10 protein-coding genes are annotated in these 15,943 nt (G+C 60.4%); 5 read left to right on the top strand and 5 right to left on the bottom strand.

Annotated features, from left to right (window positions below):
• Positions 1-78 precede the first annotated feature (78 nt).
• Positions 79-1,542, bottom strand: a complete 1,464-nt coding sequence (locus A7K61_RS05830; RefSeq protein WP_032873405.1) for a glyceraldehyde-3-phosphate dehydrogenase — start codon at positions 1,540-1,542, stop codon at positions 79-81.
• 340 nt (positions 1,543-1,882) lie between these two features.
• On the opposite strand from A7K61_RS05830, the gene mfd reads away from it, so the two are divergent.
• From mfd to A7K61_RS05815, 3 genes are read left to right on the top strand one after another with little or no spacing between them, the layout of a single operon-like run.
• The gene (mfd, locus tag A7K61_RS05825) at positions 1,883-5,332 is read left to right on the top strand and encodes a transcription-repair coupling factor (protein WP_044272911.1); all 3,450 of its coding nucleotides are present in this window, start codon (positions 1,883-1,885) and stop codon (positions 5,330-5,332) included.
• A gap of 10 nt (positions 5,333-5,342) precedes the next feature.
• Positions 5,343-5,909, top strand: a complete 567-nt coding sequence (locus A7K61_RS05820) for a CsiV family protein (protein ID WP_003189665.1) — start codon at positions 5,343-5,345, stop codon at positions 5,907-5,909.
• 9 nt (positions 5,910-5,918) lie between these two features.
• Positions 5,919-8,609: a DEAD/DEAH box helicase gene (locus A7K61_RS05815; protein ID WP_047710334.1), complete on the top strand. Its 2,691-nt coding sequence runs from the start codon at positions 5,919-5,921 to the stop codon at positions 8,607-8,609.
• 101 nt (positions 8,610-8,710) lie between these two features.
• Here the strand turns inward: A7K61_RS05815 and A7K61_RS05810 are convergent, their stop codons facing one another.
• The 3 genes from A7K61_RS05810 to A7K61_RS05800 all read right to left on the bottom strand — a co-directional run bounded on the left by A7K61_RS05810 (position 8,711) and on the right by A7K61_RS05800 (position 14,008).
• Positions 8,711-12,022: a DEAD/DEAH box helicase gene (locus A7K61_RS05810; protein ID WP_069557143.1), complete on the bottom strand. Its 3,312-nt coding sequence runs from the start codon at positions 12,020-12,022 to the stop codon at positions 8,711-8,713.
• A gap of 132 nt (positions 12,023-12,154) precedes the next feature.
• Complete coding sequence (gene nagZ, locus A7K61_RS05805) at positions 12,155-13,165, bottom strand: beta-N-acetylhexosaminidase (protein ID WP_069557142.1); 1,011 nt, start codon at positions 13,163-13,165, stop codon at positions 12,155-12,157.
• 135 nt (positions 13,166-13,300) lie between these two features.
• On the bottom strand, positions 13,301-14,008 hold the full coding sequence (locus tag A7K61_RS05800) for a TetR/AcrR family transcriptional regulator (RefSeq protein WP_069557141.1): 708 nt from the start codon (positions 14,006-14,008) through the stop codon (positions 13,301-13,303).
• Between the two features lie 267 nt (positions 14,009-14,275).
• Here A7K61_RS05800 and lexA point away from each other — a divergent pair, with 267 nt between their 5' ends.
• Entirely contained in the window at positions 14,276-14,884 is a 609-nt protein-coding gene (gene lexA / locus A7K61_RS05795; protein ID WP_003172575.1) for a transcriptional repressor LexA, read from the top strand.
• Positions 14,885-14,894: 10 nt separating this feature from the next.
• Positions 14,895-15,368, top strand: coding sequence for an SOS-induced cell division inhibitor SulA (gene sulA / locus A7K61_RS05790; protein WP_044272906.1), 474 nt, complete (start codon positions 14,895-14,897; stop codon positions 15,366-15,368).
• Positions 15,369-15,405: 37 nt separating this feature from the next.
• Here the strand turns inward: sulA and A7K61_RS05785 are convergent, their stop codons facing one another.
• Positions 15,406-15,639: a hypothetical protein gene (locus A7K61_RS05785; protein ID WP_003189656.1), complete on the bottom strand. Its 234-nt coding sequence runs from the start codon at positions 15,637-15,639 to the stop codon at positions 15,406-15,408.
• Between the last annotated feature and the right edge of the window lie 304 nt (positions 15,640-15,943).

Here is a 15,943-nt window from a genome sequence, read left to right as displayed (position 1 = left end):
GCCCTCCCATACACCACAAAACCCACAGGCATAAAAAAGCCCCGAACCAGTCGGGGCTTCTTCATTCAGCGCAAAGGCTTAGCGCGGAAACGCAGGCGGGTTGACCCCAGCCATGTCTTCCATCACGCGAACCACCTGGCAGCTGTAGCCGAACTCGTTGTCGTACCACACGTACAGCACAACACGGTTGTCCTGGGTGATGGTCGCTTCGGCGTCCACCACACCAGCATGGCGCGAGCCCACGAAGTCGGTGGAGACCACTTCCTGGGAATTGACGAAGTCGATCTGCTTGTGCAGGTCGGAGTGCAGCGCCATGTAGCGCAGGTACTCGTTCATCTCTTCACGGGTGGCGGCTTTCTCAAGGTTGAGGTTGAGAATGGCCATCGACACGTTCGGCGTCGGTACACGGATGGCGTTACCGGTCAGCTTGCCAGCCAGCTCAGGCAGGGCCTTGGCAGCAGCGGTAGCAGCACCGGTCTCGGTGATCACCATGTTCAACGCGGCGCTACGGCCACGGCGATCGCCCTTGTGGAAGTTGTCGATCAGGTTCTGGTCGTTGGTGTACGAGTGAACGGTTTCAACGTGGCCGTTAACGATGCCGAACTTGTCGTTCACAGCTTTGAGCACCGGCACGATGGCGTTGGTGGTGCAGGAAGCGGCGGACACGATCTTGTCGTCAGCGGTGATTTCAGCGTGGTTGATGCCGTGCACGATGTTCTTGAGCTTGCCCTTGCCAGGCGCGGTCAGCACAACGCGGTCAACACCCGGGCACGCCAGGTGCTGGCCCAGGCCCTCGGCATCACGCCATACGCCGGTATTGTCCACCAGCAGGGCGTTCTGGATGCCGTACTGGGTGTAATCCACCTCAGTCGGGTTCTTCGCGTAGATCACCTGGATCAGGTTACCGTTGGCGGTGATGGTGTTGTTTTCTTCGTCAATGGTGATGGTGCCATTGAACGAACCGTGTACCGAGTCGCGACGCAGCAGGCTGGCGCGCTTGGTCAGGTCGTTCTCGGCGCCTTTGCGCACCACGATGGCACGCAGGCGCAGGCCGTCGCCGCCACCGGTTTTTTCGATCAGGATGCGCGCCAGCAAGCGGCCAATACGACCGAAGCCGTACAACACCACGTCGGTGCCTTTACGGGCGGCAGCGTTTTGCTGGCCAACCACATCGGCCATTTCTTCACGCACGAACTGCTCGGCGGTGCGGCCAGCGCCTTCTTTGCGGAATTTGTACGCCAACTTGCCCAGGTCTACCGAAGCCGCGCCGAGCTTGAGCTCGCTCATGGCTTTGAGCAGTGGGAATGTTTCGTGGACGGAGAGTTCGCTGTCGTCGGCGGAGCGATGGCGCGCAAAGCGGTGGGCTTTGAGAATCGCGATGACAGACTGGTTGATCAGGCTGCGGCCATAGATCGAGCTCACCACATTGTTATTGCGGTACAGCTGACCGATAAGCGGAATCATCGCTTCAGCGAGTGCTTCACGGTCGATCCATTCACCAAGACACTGGTCGGGCTTCTGAGTCACGGGAACCTTCCACATGTAGGGGCAGAAAAAAGGGGCTACATTATGTCGCCCGACTGAGCGTTGAGCAATGCGCGAAGGGCAACAAAAAGCCCTTGCAAAAAAATACCACCGCGCTACAGCCCAGGAAACACGCGGGTTCCAGAAGGCCACTAGTTTGGCGAGCAGGCCGACTTGTCCGTAACCCTCCTAAACATTCGCGCATTTTGGCACTACATATTGAGTCAAAACCCGCCATTGTTTGTCTTAGCCACTACATTTCCTACAAACCGTAATAGGCACAGTCAGCAACTGACAGGCGGCACCTGGGGCCGTTACAATTACCGACTTTGTCGCAACGCTTGGAGCTCAACCTTCCGTGCCCGTTCTGCGTCTACCGCTACTCCCTGCCGCGGCAGGTAAACAGCACTGGGGCAACCTGCCCGGTGCCGCCCTGAGCCTGGCCATTGCCGAGGCTGCCAGCGCAGCCAAGCGCTTTACCCTGCTGCTCACCGCCGACAGCCAAAGCGCCGAACGGTTGGAGCAGGAGCTGAGCTTCTTCGCCCCGGATTTGCCGGTGCTGCATTTTCCCGACTGGGAAACCCTGCCCTACGATCTGTTCTCGCCGCACCAGGACATCATCTCCCAGCGTATCGCCAGCCTGTACCGCTTGCCGGAACTGGCCCATGGCGTGCTGGTGGTGCCGATCACCACTGCCCTGCATCGCCTGGCGCCAACCAAGTTCCTGCTCGGCAGCAGCCTGGTGCTGGACGTGGGCCAGAAGCTCGATGTGGAGCAGATGCGTACACGCCTGGAAGCCAGCGGTTACCGCTGCGTCGACACGGTGTACGAGCACGGTGAGTTCGCGGTGCGCGGGGCCTTGATCGACCTGTTCCCGATGGGCAGCAAGTTGCCGTACCGCATCGACCTGTTCGATGACGAGATCGAGACGCTGCGCACCTTCGATCCAGAGAACCAGCGCTCAATCGACAAGGTCGATTCGATCAAGCTGCTGCCGGCGCGGGAGTTCCCGCTGCAAAAAGACGCGGTCACCCGCTTCAAGGCGCGCTTTCGTGAACGCTTCGACGTGGATTTCCGTCGCTGCCCGATCTTCCAGGACTTGAGCAGCGGCATCACGCCCGCCGGTATCGAGTACTACCTGCCGTTGTTCTTCGACGAAACTTCCACCCTCTTCGACTATCTGCCCCAGGACACCCAGGTGTTCTCGCTGCCGGGTATCGAACAGGCGGCGGAAAACTTCTGGAACGACGTGCGCAACCGCTATGAAGAGCGCCGCGTGGATCCGTCCCGGCCTTTATTGCCGCCTGCTGAACTTTTTCTGCCGGTGGAAGACTGCTTCGCGCGCCTGAAAAACTGGCCGCGGGTGGTCGCCAGCCAGCAGGACGTGGACGCCGGCAGTGGCCGCGAGCGTTTCCCGGCGAGCGTGCTGCCCGATTTGGCAATCCAGGCCAAAGCCACGCAACCGCTGGAGGCGCTGTCGAACTTCCTCGGTGACTTCCCCGGCCGCGTGCTTTTCACCGCCGAATCCGCGGGGCGCCGCGAAGTGCTGCTGGAGCTTTTGGAACGCCTGAAGCTGCGGCCGAAAACCGTCGACAGCTGGCCGGATTTTGTCGCCAGCAAAGAGCGCCTGGCGATCACCATCGCGCCGTTGGACGAAGGGCTGCGACTGGATGACCCGGCGCTGGCCTTGATCGCCGAAAGCCCGTTGTTCGGCCAGCGCGTAATGCAACGCCGACGCCGGGAAAAACGCGCCGACGCCAACAACGACGCAGTGATCAAGAACCTCACCGAGCTGCGCGAAGGCGCGCCGGTGGTGCATATCGACCACGGTGTAGGCCGCTACCTGGGCTTGCAGACCCTGGAGATCGACAACCAGGCCGCCGAATTCCTCACCATGGAATACGCCGAGGGCGCCAAGCTCTACGTGCCGGTGGCCAACCTGCACCTGATCGCCCGCTACACCGGCAGCGACGACGCCTTGGCGCCGTTGCACCGCCTGGGCTCCGAGACCTGGCAGAAAGCCAAGCGCAAGGCCGCCGAACAGGTGCGCGACGTGGCCGCCGAACTGCTGGATATCTATGCCCGTCGCGCCGCCCGCGAAGGTTATGCGTTCGCCGACCCGAAAGCCGACTACGCCACTTTCAGCGCCGGTTTTGCCTTCGAAGAAACCCCCGACCAGCAAACCACCATCGAAGCGGTGCGCGCCGACATGCTCGCGCCCAAGCCGATGGACCGCCTGGTGTGTGGCGACGTGGGCTTTGGCAAGACCGAAGTGGCCATGCGTGCAGCCTTTATTGCGGTACACGGCGGTCGCCAGGTGGCGATCCTGGTGCCCACCACCCTGCTCGCCCAGCAGCACTACAACAGTTTCCGCGACCGCTTTGCCGACTGGCCGGTGACCGTGGAGGTGATGAGCCGCTTCAAGTCCGCCAAGGAAGTGAATGCCGCCGTCGCCGATCTGGCCGAAGGCAAGATCGACATCGTGATCGGCACCCACAAGTTGCTGTCGGACGATGTGAAGATCAAGAACCTGGGCCTGGTAATCATCGACGAAGAACACCGCTTTGGCGTGCGCCAGAAAGAACAGCTCAAGGCCCTGCGCAGCGAAGTCGACATCCTCACCCTCACCGCCACGCCGATTCCGCGCACGCTGAACATGGCGGTGTCGGGCATGCGCGACCTGTCGATCATCGCCACGCCACCGGCGCGTCGTTTGTCGGTGCGCACCTTCGTGATGGAACAGAACAAGAGCACGGTCAAGGAAGCCCTGCTGCGCGAACTGCTGCGTGGCGGCCAGGTGTACTACCTGCACAACGACGTAAAGACCATCGAGAAATGCGCCGCCGACCTCGCCGAACTGGTGCCGGAGGCCCGCATCGCCATCGGCCATGGGCAAATGCGTGAGCGCGAACTCGAACAAGTGATGAGCGACTTCTATCACAAGCGCTTCAACGTGCTGATCGCCTCGACCATCATCGAGACCGGCATCGACGTGCCGAGCGCCAACACCATCATCATCGAGCGCGCCGACAAGTTCGGCCTGGCACAGTTGCACCAATTGCGTGGCCGCGTCGGGCGTAGTCACCACCAGGCTTATGCGTACCTGCTGACACCACCGCGCCAGCAGATCACTTCCGATGCGGAAAAACGCCTGGAAGCGATCGCCAATACCCAGGACCTCGGCGCCGGCTTTGTATTGGCCACCAACGACCTGGAAATCCGGGGTGCCGGCGAGTTGCTCGGCGATGGCCAGAGTGGGCAGATCCAGGCGGTGGGTTTCACGCTGTATATGGAGATGCTCGAACGCGCGGTGAAAGCCATCCGCAAAGGCGAGCAACCGAACCTCGACCAACCCTTGGGCGGCGGCCCGGAGATCAACCTGCGCTTGCCGGCGTTGATTCCCGAAGACTACCTGCCGGATGTGCATGCACGGTTGATCCTGTACAAGCGCATTGCCTCGGCGGCCGACGAAGAAGGCCTCAAGGACTTGCAGGTAGAGATGATCGACCGCTTCGGCCTGCTGCCGGAGCCGACCAAGAACCTGGTGCGCCTGACCCTGCTCAAGTTGCAGGCCGAGCAGTTGGGCATCAAGAAAGTCGACGCCGGGCCGCAAGGCGGGCGTATCGAGTTCGAAGCGCAGACGCCGGTCGACCCGTTGGTGCTGATCAAGCTGATCCAGGGCCAGCCCAACCGCTACAAGTTCGAAGGGGCTACGCTGTTCAAGTTCATGGTGCCGATGGAACGTGCCGAAGAACGCTTCAACACCTTGGAGGCGCTGTTTGAACGCCTCATTCCGAAATCCGTTTAAGGACGCCCCCATGCGCGTGTTCCGCATTTTGAGCCTGTTGTTGGTGGTACTCGCACCTTCGGCCTTTGCCGACAGCCTGTATCAGGTGGAAATGATCCTGGTGCGCCAGAATGCGGAACCTGTGATCAACAGCCGCGCCGCCCCGGAAAACTGGGATGCGGGCGCGCCGCGCCTGGGTGAGCGAATGAGCCCGCCGCGCCTGAGTAATATCGTCGACAAGCTGCGCGCCGACGCCAACTACACGGTGCTCGCCCACAAAGCCTGGGAACAGAACCTGGGCGAGCAACCGGTGAAGGTGGCGATCACCGATGGCCAGGAGCAATTCGGCCAGTTCCCTATCGAAGGCGTGTTGAGCCTGCAACTGGGGCGCTTTACCGATATCGACGCGGATTTCTGGATCAACCAGTTCGACGGCAACGGCAGCGTGATTAACAGCGAACACTTGAGCCAGAAAGACGTGCGCACCAAGAACAACCAGCTCAACTACCTGGACGGCGGCCACCTGGCGCTGCTGATCAAGATCACCTCGCTGACCGCCAAGCCACCCAGCGCACCACCGCCCGACCTTCAGGACTGATTGCGCGCCATGCCCCTGACGTCGTCGTTGACCAAACCCCTGGCCCCTTCGTGGGCCAACCGCTTCAAAGAGCAAAGCCTTGAGCGCGGGCGGCGCTACGCCCTGGAAAACCGCGTGCGCATCGTCGAGTGCGGCGACAGCACCATCACCGCCAGTTGCGAAGGCTCGGGCGGCAATGTTTACCGCCAGACCATCTCACTGCGCGAATCGGCCAAGGGCCTGCTGATCCTGGTGGACAGCCGCTGCACGTGCCCGGTACACACCAACTGCAAACACATTGCGGCGGTGCTGCTCAAGGTTCAGGAAACCCTGGCCTACCCGGCAGCGGCCCAGGATGCGCAACTGCTGGAAAAGCTCCAGGCAGTGCTGGATAACCGCGTGGTCCTGCCCCAGGTGGTGATGGACGACGTGCAACCGGTGCCCCGCCTGTGGCTGGCCAGCGTGGAGTTCAGCGCGTTCGAGCCGCGCAACGGCAAGATGCAGCGCTATATCCAGCACCGTGCGGCGCTGTCGTTCAACTACCTGGGCAACTATGTCAGCGGGCAAAAAAATGCCGACATCATTGTGCGCCAGGAGACCCAGAGCCTGCGGATCAAGCGCCAACCCGAGCAAGAACAAGCCTATCGCGAACACCTGCGCCTGCTTGGCTTCAAGATCGCCACGCGCCAGAGCAAGGCCCTGCCGGAAAGTGCCGGCGAGCTGTTCGAGATGGTCAATGACAGCGCCTGGCTGAACTTCACCCTCAATGTGTCGCCGACCTTGCGTACCGAGGGCTGGGAACTGCAGATCGATGAAGACTTCGGCTTTGACCTCAGCCCGGTCGATGACTGGTATGCCACGGTCGATGAAGGGCCGGAACGTGACTGGTTCGACCTGGAGCTGGGCATCATCGTCAACGGCGAACGTTTGAGCCTGCTGCCGATCCTGCTGAACCTGATGCGCTCCCATACCGAGATTCTCAACCCGGAGAAGCTTGCGCGGCGCCGCGATGAAGAGCTGATCCTGGTGAACATCCCCGGCCTGCCCAACGGCCACGGCCCGCTGCAAGTGGCGCTGCCCTACGGCCGCTTGAAGCCGGTGCTGGCGACCCTCGGCGAGTTTTACCTGCAGGAAGCCGGCACCACCGCGCTGCGCCTGGCCAAGGCCGACGCGATTCGCCTCAACCCGCTGGAAGACCTGCCACTGCAATGGGAAGGCGGCGAGAAGATCCGCAACTTCGCCCAGCGCCTGCGCGATATCAAGGACTTCACCTGCGCGGCGCCTGAAGGCTTGAATGCGACCTTGCGCCCCTATCAACTGGAAGGCTTGAGCTGGATGCAGTCACTGCGCCAACTGGAGGTGGGTGGGATACTCGCGGATGACATGGGCCTGGGTAAAACCCTGCAAACCCTGGCGCATATTCTTACCGAGAAAATCGCTGGGCGCCTTGATCGGCCGTGCATGGTCGTGATGCCTACCAGTCTGATTCCGAACTGGCTGGATGAAGCCGCGCACTTCACCCCGCAACTGAGAGTGCAGGCACTTTATGGCGCCGGGCGTAAGAAACACTTCGCCAACCTGCAGGACTACGACCTGCTGCTGACCACCTACGCCCTGCTGCCCAAGGACATCGAACAGCTCGCCGCCCTGCCCTTGCACGTCTTGATCCTGGATGAAGCACAGTACATCAAGAACCCGTCCAGCAAGGCGGCCCAGGCCGCGCGCGAGCTGAATGCCCGCCAGCGCCTGTGCCTGAGCGGCACGCCCTTGGAAAACCACTTGGGCGAGCTGTGGTCGCTGTTCCACTTCCTGCTGCCGGGTTGGCTGGGCGATGTGAAGAGTTTCAACCGTGATTACCGCGTGCCGATTGAAAAACGCGCCAGCGAGGTGCGATTGCAACACCTTAACGGTCGGATCAAACCCTTCCTGCTGCGTCGTACCAAGGAGCAAGTGGCGACCGAACTGCCGCCCAAGACCGAGATTATCCACTGGGTCGACCTCAACGAGGCTCAGCGCGACGTGTACGAAACCATGCGCCTGGCCATGGATAAAAAGGTCCGCGACGAAATCACCCGCAAGGGCGTGGCCCGCAGCCAGATCATCATCCTTGAAGCCCTGCTGAAACTGCGCCAGGTGTGCTGCGACCTGCGCCTGGTCAACGACGCTACCCTGCCCGCCCGTGGCAGCAGCTCGGGCAAGCTCGACAGCCTGATGGACATGCTTGACGAGCTGTTTGCCGAGGGCCGCCGGATCCTGCTGTTCTCACAGTTCACCTCAATGCTGAGCCTGATCGAGGCCGAACTGAAAAAACGCGGGATTGCCTACGCCCTGTTGACCGGCCAGACGCGGGATCGACGTACACCGGTGAAAGACTTCCAGAGCGGCAAGCTGCAGATCTTTTTGATCAGCCTGAAAGCCGGCGGCGTGGGTTTGAACCTGACCGAAGCCGACACGGTTATCCACTATGACCCCTGGTGGAACCCGGCCACGGAAAACCAGGCCACCGACCGTGCGTACCGCATCGGGCAGGAAAAGCCGGTGTTCGTGTACAAGATGATTGCCCGGGGCACGGTGGAAGAGAAAATTCAGCACTTGCAGAAGGAGAAGTCCGATCTGGCGGCGGGCGTGCTGGATGGACGAACCACGGGGGATTGGCAGTTGGGCAATGAAGAGATTGAGGCGTTGTTTGCGCCGTTGCCCAACAAGCAAGAGAAGCGCTGACTGTTAGGCCGCCTTCGCGAGCAAGCCCGCTCCCACATTTTGATTTGTAAACACATTCAAGTGTGGGAGCTGGCTTGCCTGCGATGGCCGCGCCGCGATCTTCAGCCTGGCAAAGGCGCAAACAGCGCCTCAATATCCCGCTGCTCCAGCTTCCAACCCGCACTGGCGCCACCTTCCAGCACCCCATCGGCCAACGCAGCCTTCTCCAGTTGCAACGCCTGGATCTTTTCCTCCACCGTACCCCGGGCAATCATCTTGTACACAAACACCGGTTTGTCCTGCCCGATGCGGTACGCACGGTCGGTCGCCTGATTTTCCACCGCCGGGTTCCACCACGGGTCGTAATGAATCACCGTATCCGCCGCCGTCAGGTTCAAGCCCGTCCCGCCTGCCTTCAGGCTGATCAGGAATAGTGGTGTCTTGCCGCCCTGGAAGTTCTCAACGGGCGTACGTCGGTCAACGGTGTCTCCCGTCAGGATCGAATACTCAACCCCACGCAGCTTGAGCTCTTCTTCGATCAACGCCAGCATCGAGGTGAATTGCGAGAACAGCAAAATCCGCCGCCCCTCGCTGAGCAACTCTTCCAACATGTCCATCAAACTGCCCAGCTTGCCAGTGTCGGCCTTGGCCGCTTTAGTCATCGGCACAGACTTGACCAGACGCAAGTCACAGCACACCTGGCGCAGTTTGAGCAGGGCTTCGAGGATGATGATCTGGCTGCGGGCCACGCCATGACGACTGATCTCGTCGCGCACCTTTTTATCCATGGCCACACGCACTGTTTCGTAGACATCCCTCTGCGCATCGCTGAGCTCTACCCAGTGCACGATTTCCGACTTGGGCGGTAACTCCGTGGCAACCTGTTCCTTTTTGCGCCGCAACAGGAACGGCTTGATACGTGCCGTGAGGTGCTGCATACGCTGCGCATTACCGTGTTTTTCGATGGGCGTGCGGTAATCGCGATTAAAGCTCTTGCTATCGCCCAACCAGCCCGGCAACAAGAAATGAAACAGTGACCACAGCTCACCCAAGTGGTTTTCCAACGGCGTACCGCTCAAGCATAAACGCTGGCCGGCCTCCAACTCACGAGCCGCCTGGGCTGCCTTGCTGTTGGGATTCTTGATGTTTTGCGCTTCGTCGAGGATCAGCACACTCCAACATTGAGGCTGCAGCACTTCAAGGTCTCGCGACAGCAGCGCGTAAGTGGTGAGTACCAGGTCGTAATCGGCCAGGCGCGCGAAGTCAGCCTGGCGCTGCGAGCCGTGCAGCGCCAGGACCTTGAGTTGAGGGGTAAAACGCGCGGCTTCATCCATCCAGTTGGGGACCAGGCTGGTGGGCATCACCGCCAGAGCAGGCGCCTGCAAGCGGCCGGCCTGTTTCTCACAGAGCAAATGGGCAAGGGCCTGCAGGGTTTTCCCCAGGCCCATGTCATCCCCAAGAATCCCGCCGACGTCCAGCTCGCGCAGGGCTTGCATCCAGTTAAGACCTTCGAGCTGGTAGCCACGTAGTTCGGCGTTCAGGCCCTGAGGAGCAGGTACATTGACGTGCGTGGCCTCCTTGAGACGCTTGGCGAAATCACGCAGCCGCTCGCCGCCCTGCCAGACCAAGGGTATTGCATCCAGGGTGCTGAGCCGTGCCGCGTCGGGCGCGCTCAACCGCAGTGCATCGCCTTCAGGTGCGCGCAGGTAGAGTTCGCCGAGGGTCGCCATCAGGGGTTTGATACGGCCGTAAGGCAGCGCGACTTTGGTGTGAGTGCCGGCGCCCAAACTGACCAATACCCGCTCATCATCGTCGCGTTCAGCCATGTAAGTGGCATCAAGCAGCTTGGGTTGACGACGCATCAACTCGAGCATGATTGGCAACAGGCTGTGCCGCTCGCCATTGACCTCGACGCCCAGTTCAAGGTTGAACCATTCATGACCCGGCGTCTCTTCGATATCCGCGTACCAGTGATCCACCGCCTCCACGTCGTAATAAAAGCCCGGATGGATGACCACCTCCCACCCGGCCTCGCGCAAAACCGCCAAATCGCGTTCAACAAAACGCAGCCAGGCTTCATCAGTGGGTAGATCGAACATCTCTCCCGCACTGGCAGGCAACGCACGGGTTTTGCGAGTGACCGTTTTAAGGCCGATCTTTGTGAGGGTCTTGCGCAGGGCTTTTTCAGCCACCGGCTTGCGTTGGATATGTTGGGTTTCGGTGCCGTTGAGAAACAGGATGTCCTCAGTGCCCTTGCCGCTGACCAGGCAGGCGTCGTATCGGTAAGCCAAGGCGGCGCGGTGTTCAAAAGTGAGCATTTGCCGATGGTGCGCCTGGCTGTAGACGTAGGACTCATCGCTTCCCAGAGTGAGACATCCTTGAGGCTCTAACGTATCCACCACACGCTCGGTCAGCTCCCGCGGCGGAGGAATCACCTTGGATATCGAACTGATGCGATGGCTGAATAACGCGACCTGATCAGCTGGAATCGTCGGCAAGGCGCAAAGATGCATGGCCAGATTATCGTCCAGCCCGTGCTCGACCACCCCGATAGCCAGGTTATCGCGGTCAAGATAATGAAGCGGTTTAAGGGGCAATACCTCGCCCAACTCGCGCCCGTTGCTGATCCACTTGGGAATGTGATTGCCATCGGACAACATGGCCCAATCAAAACGCGCGGGCCGGGCCGGGCCGGGCTTAAGCGCCAGGCCAGAGCCCTGCTCAATAAACAGACGTTGGGTTTTCAGCGCCAATTGAAGAATTTCGGCCCCTGGTTCGCCGGCCAGCTGATAACGGGTGTTATAGGAACTATAAGACCGGCTCAACAACAGCAATCGACAAATGCGTGTATCCAGCTCATGCATATAGGCGGGAGCACGTCGCAATGTCTCATCGATCGAGTACAGCGGCTTGATATCGCTGTACTCACCTTTTTTCGTCACACGCGCTCGATATAGCTCTAATGACCACCTCGTCGAATAGGGGTCGGGGGAGAGCTGGTACAGCAAAGAGGTGCCCGTATTCCTGGGTTGTTCCTCATCCACAGGCGTGGGTTCAGGGATGCTTTCAAGCCACTTTTCGAGCTGGGGGCTGAGGCGCTCAACCGGTGTCTTTTGCTGTTTTACAGGCGGGTTCAGGTCTTCGTGCAGGACAGTCAACATAAACAGCGCCGCGGCCGCGTGCTTGCAATTGATCGCTACCGGACAAGAACACACACACTCGACAGTCGCCCAATTTGATGTGACAACATGGGTGATCACCTGGTTGTAGACGTTGCGGCCGGAGCCCTTGCAACGCGCGATCAACCGGTGTTTTCCCACTTCGACAATTTCGAGACGACTTTCGCCAGCGTACTCGAAACCACGCTCCAGTGAACGAGGGTCAAAGCGCTCTTGCCAATCCAACTCGACGATACGTGCGATCAGGTCATTCATGGGGCAGCACTCTACAACGGTCGGCAACGCGATTTAAAGCAGGCCGACTCCCACAAAGCGGTAAGAGATAGCTATAGCAACAGCCAGACGCTTCCTACACCAAGCCTCTTTCTTTAACAGCGCAGGCGACGTTTATTCAATCAGTTGAGCGTCTCGCAACGCTGTGAGCGCCGCCAACCAGCGTGGATCCTGTTTGTAATCCGTCGACGCAACCGCCTGCCCACGCATACGCGCAATCCGCGCCGAGGGCGTGACCTTCATCCGCTGCGCTGCACTGAGCGCCAACTCGGCGGCCGCACGGTCATTGCACACCAAGCCCATGTCACAGCCGGCGGTCAGGGCCGCTTCGATCCGACTGGCCGCATCGCCGACCACATGGGCGCCGGCCATGGACAGGTCATCACTGAAGATCACCCCGTCGAACTGCAACTCACCGCGCAGGATGTCCTGCAACCAGCGGCGTGAGAAGCCGGCAGGCTGGGCATCGACCTGCGGGTAGATGACGTGCGCCGGCATCACGGCGGCCAGTTGCTTGCTCAGGCGTGCGAAAGGCACCAGGTCATTGGCGCGAATCTGTTCCAGGCTGCGCTCGTCGTTGGGAATGGCGACGTGGGAATCGGCCTCGGCCCAACCGTGGCCAGGGAAGTGCTTGCCGGTGGCGGCCATGCCGGCGCTGTTCATGCCGCGGATAAAGGCACCGGCGAGCACGGCAGCGCGCTCGGGGTCGCCTTCAAAGGAGCGGGTGCCGACCACGGCGCTGCGTTGGTAATCCAGGTCCAGCACGGGGGCAAAACTCAGGTCCAGGCCCACCGCCAGCACCTCGGTGGCCATGATCCAACCGCATTGTTCGGCCAGGTATTCGGCGTTGGGGTTATCCGCCAGCGCACGCATGGCCGGCAGGCGTACAAAGCCTTGGCGCAGACGCTGCACGCGGCCGCCTTCTTGGTCCACGGCCAGCAGCAGGTCGGGGCGCACTGCACGAATGGCTGCGCTCAACTCGCGAACCTGGCGTGGGTGCTCGATATTGCGCGCAAAAATGATCAGGCCGCCCACTTCCGGTTGGCGCAACAGATGACGATCCTCGGCCGTGAGCCAGGTACCGGCGACGTCGACCATCAAAGAACCTTGCAGGGCAGCAGTCATAAACCTTCCTTAAATAACGCACACAACCCGTCGTCCTTGCCAGGCACGGCAAGGACGACGGGTTGCGAATAAATAGCTGAAATCGGCATGGCGGCTAGCTTAGCGGATGCAAGCGGCCGCGCCCACCCGCAGCGATCAAACCTTGGCGGCGACCGGTACGGTTTTGCTGCGTGGGCGTAACTGGGCGGCAGCCATGGCCGGATCGCTGACGCCGGTTTCGGCACGCATGCCAGCGGCGAGGAACGGCACCATCAGGCGCATGACTTGCTCGATGGAAGTGTTCACGCCGAAATCGGTCTCGGCAATCGCCCTCAACGCTTTGATACCGGACATGCTGAAGGCGGCGGCACCGAGCATGAAATGCACGCGCCAGAACAGTTCGATAGGCGGAATACGCGGGGCCGCTTCGTTGACCAGCAGCATATAGCGGCGGAACACCTTGCCGTACATGTCTTCCAGGTAACGGCGCAAGTGGCCTTGGCTCTGGCTGAACGCCAAACCCAGCAGGCGCATGAAGATCGACAGGTCGTTGCCGCTGCGAGGCTGCACGACCAACGCTTGCTCCACGAGGATTTCCAGCAGCTCTTCCAGGCTAGGCTTGTGATCGGCCTTGGCCTGGCGGCGTTCCAGCTCAAGGTCGAGGCTTGCGCAGAACGGGCCCAGAAAGCGCGAGAACACTGCCTGGATCAGGGCCTTTTTCGAGCCGAAATGATAGTTCACGGCGGCGAGGTTGACCCCAGCCTTGCTGGTGATCAGCCGCAATGAAGTTTCAGCAAATCCTTTTTCCGCGAACAATTGCTCGGCAGCATCGAGAATGCGTTCAACGGTTTCCGACTGGGCCATGGCTACTCCGCCTGACAAACAAACACTTGTTTGAAACATACGTTTCAGAGTGTGTCTTGTCAAGCCTGGGGGTCCGCTTTGCGGCTGGTCGGTCATCTGTTTCATCGCTATTTAATCACATCCTCGCAGCTCTGTAGGCAGCGCCGTTTCTGCTGTGTACGACGGCTGACGGATGACCGTCCAGCGGAGCCGCTAAAAAGGATGATTGCCAAGCGCAGTTCACTGTATATAATCCCAGTCACTGTATAAAAAGACAGAGCGATCAACATGCTAAAACTGACGCCACGCCAAGCTGAGATTCTGGCTTTTATCAAGCGCTGCCTTGATGACAATGGTTACCCGCCTACCCGTGCGGAGATTGCCCTGGAACTGGGGTTCAAGTCCCCGAACGCCGCCGAGGAACACCTCAAGGCCCTCGCTCGCAAAGGTGCGATCGAGATGACCCCGGGCGCTTCGCGGGGTATCCGTATCCCTGGCTTCGAAGCCAAGGCCGACGAGTCGACATTGCCGATCATCGGTCGCGTCGCCGCGGGTGCGCCGATCCTGGCGCAACAGCACGTCGAGGAATCCTGCAACATCAACCCGACCTTCTTCCATCCTCGCGCCGACTACCTGTTGCGTGTGCACGGCATGAGCATGAAGGACGTGGGTATCTTTGACGGCGACCTGCTGGCCGTCCATACCACCCGCGAAGCCCGCAATGGCCAGATCGTCGTGGCCCGTATCGGCGACGAGGTCACGGTCAAACGCTTCAAGCGCGAAGGCAGCAAGGTCTGGCTCCTGGCCGAAAACCCTGAGTTTGCCCCGATCGAAGTCAACCTGAAAGACCAGGACCTGGTGATCGAAGGCTTGAGTGTCGGCGTCATTCGCCGCTAAAGGAGGCATCATGCAGCTCGTGCACACCCCACAACACACACAACTGTCGCTGTTCGAGGCCTTCATGGCCCAACCCCTTGCGCCAATCCTCAAGGACACGGTCGAAGCCCCCTGGGGCGGCGAACCTGAGGCGTTCAGTGAATTGTCGTTGCGCGGTGCGGCTGAGAGCTGCCTGAACCTGCTGGCACCTATCCTGCGCGAATTAAGCGAAGATCAGGACGCCCGCTGGCTGACACTGATCGCCCCGCCCGCCAGCCTTACCCAGGCCTGGCTGCGGGACGCCGGGCTCAACCGTGAGCGCATCCTGTTGCTGCAACCACGCGGCGCGCAAAGTGCCCAGCAGCTAACCTGCGAAGCCTTGCGCCTGGGCCGCAGCCATACAGTGGTGAGCTGGTTGAACCCGCTGAATGCCAGCGCCAGGCAGCAACTGATCAGCGCTGCGCGCACGGGTGATGCGCAGAGTTTGAATATTCGATTGGGGTAATGACGGGCGCGCCACAGAAACAGCCTTCACCAAGGACTCAGTGAAGAACGCGCGGCCCTTCTTCTTTCTCCGGCTCACCTTCGGCAAGGCGACCTGCCATCTGCACGCCCACGCTCAACATGGCTTTAGCCACTTCGACGTGCTGGCCTTGCAGGAAGACCTTGGCGTCTTCGGAGAAATCCAGAATAACCAGAGAACCCTCGTCCTCCGCCCGGCGCAGTTCGATTCGGCCGTCAGGCAGTTCAACAATTTCCAGAAAGGACGTCGGCATAAAAGTCTGTTCTCCACGAAAGGCCTGGGATTATATCAGTCATCCACCCAGCCTCGCAGGGGATATGGACAGGTTTGTTGACGGCGTGATGAATGGTGCCCAGAGCAACACACTAATCAATGTGGGAGCTGGCTTGCCTGCGATGGCGGAGTATCAGCGAATAATCAGCAAACTGACCCACCGCTATCGCAGCATAAGTGTCTATACAACTTTGTAAGCTCTAGCAGCCAACGCTAACCACGATGCGAAGCGAGTAGCTCTTGCTCTTGATCTGCTTGTGATCTTGATCTGGCTTTTGATCTTA

The organism is Pseudomonas sp. AP42 (genome assembly GCF_001728935.1).
Classification (GTDB): Bacteria; Pseudomonadota; Gammaproteobacteria; order Pseudomonadales; family Pseudomonadaceae; genus Aquipseudomonas; species Aquipseudomonas lactis.
This window is presented reverse-complemented; position numbering and strand designations above follow the sequence as displayed.

What these genes read in the sequence shown, in the direction of transcription:
- nagZ (WP_069557142.1), bottom strand. Translation starts at nt 13,165, where the DNA reads ATGACTGCTGCCCTGCAAGGTTCTTTGATGGTCGACGTCGCCGGTACC.
- A7K61_RS05830 (WP_032873405.1), bottom strand. Translation starts at nt 1,542, where the DNA reads ATGTGGAAGGTTCCCGTGACTCAGAAGCCCGACCAGTGTCTTGGTGAA.
- A7K61_RS05810 (WP_069557143.1), bottom strand. Translation starts at nt 12,022, where the DNA reads ATGAATGACCTGATCGCACGTATCGTCGAGTTGGATTGGCAAGAGCGC.
- A7K61_RS05800 (WP_069557141.1), bottom strand. Translation starts at nt 14,008, where the DNA reads ATGGCCCAGTCGGAAACCGTTGAACGCATTCTCGATGCTGCCGAGCAA.
- A7K61_RS05815 (WP_047710334.1), top strand. Translation starts at nt 5,919, where the DNA reads ATGCCCCTGACGTCGTCGTTGACCAAACCCCTGGCCCCTTCGTGGGCC.
- lexA (WP_003172575.1), top strand. Translation starts at nt 14,276, where the DNA reads ATGCTAAAACTGACGCCACGCCAAGCTGAGATTCTGGCTTTTATCAAG.
- A7K61_RS05820 (WP_003189665.1), top strand. Translation starts at nt 5,343, where the DNA reads ATGCGCGTGTTCCGCATTTTGAGCCTGTTGTTGGTGGTACTCGCACCT.
- A7K61_RS05785 (WP_003189656.1), bottom strand. Translation starts at nt 15,639, where the DNA reads ATGCCGACGTCCTTTCTGGAAATTGTTGAACTGCCTGACGGCCGAATC.
- sulA (WP_044272906.1), top strand. Translation starts at nt 14,895, where the DNA reads ATGCAGCTCGTGCACACCCCACAACACACACAACTGTCGCTGTTCGAG.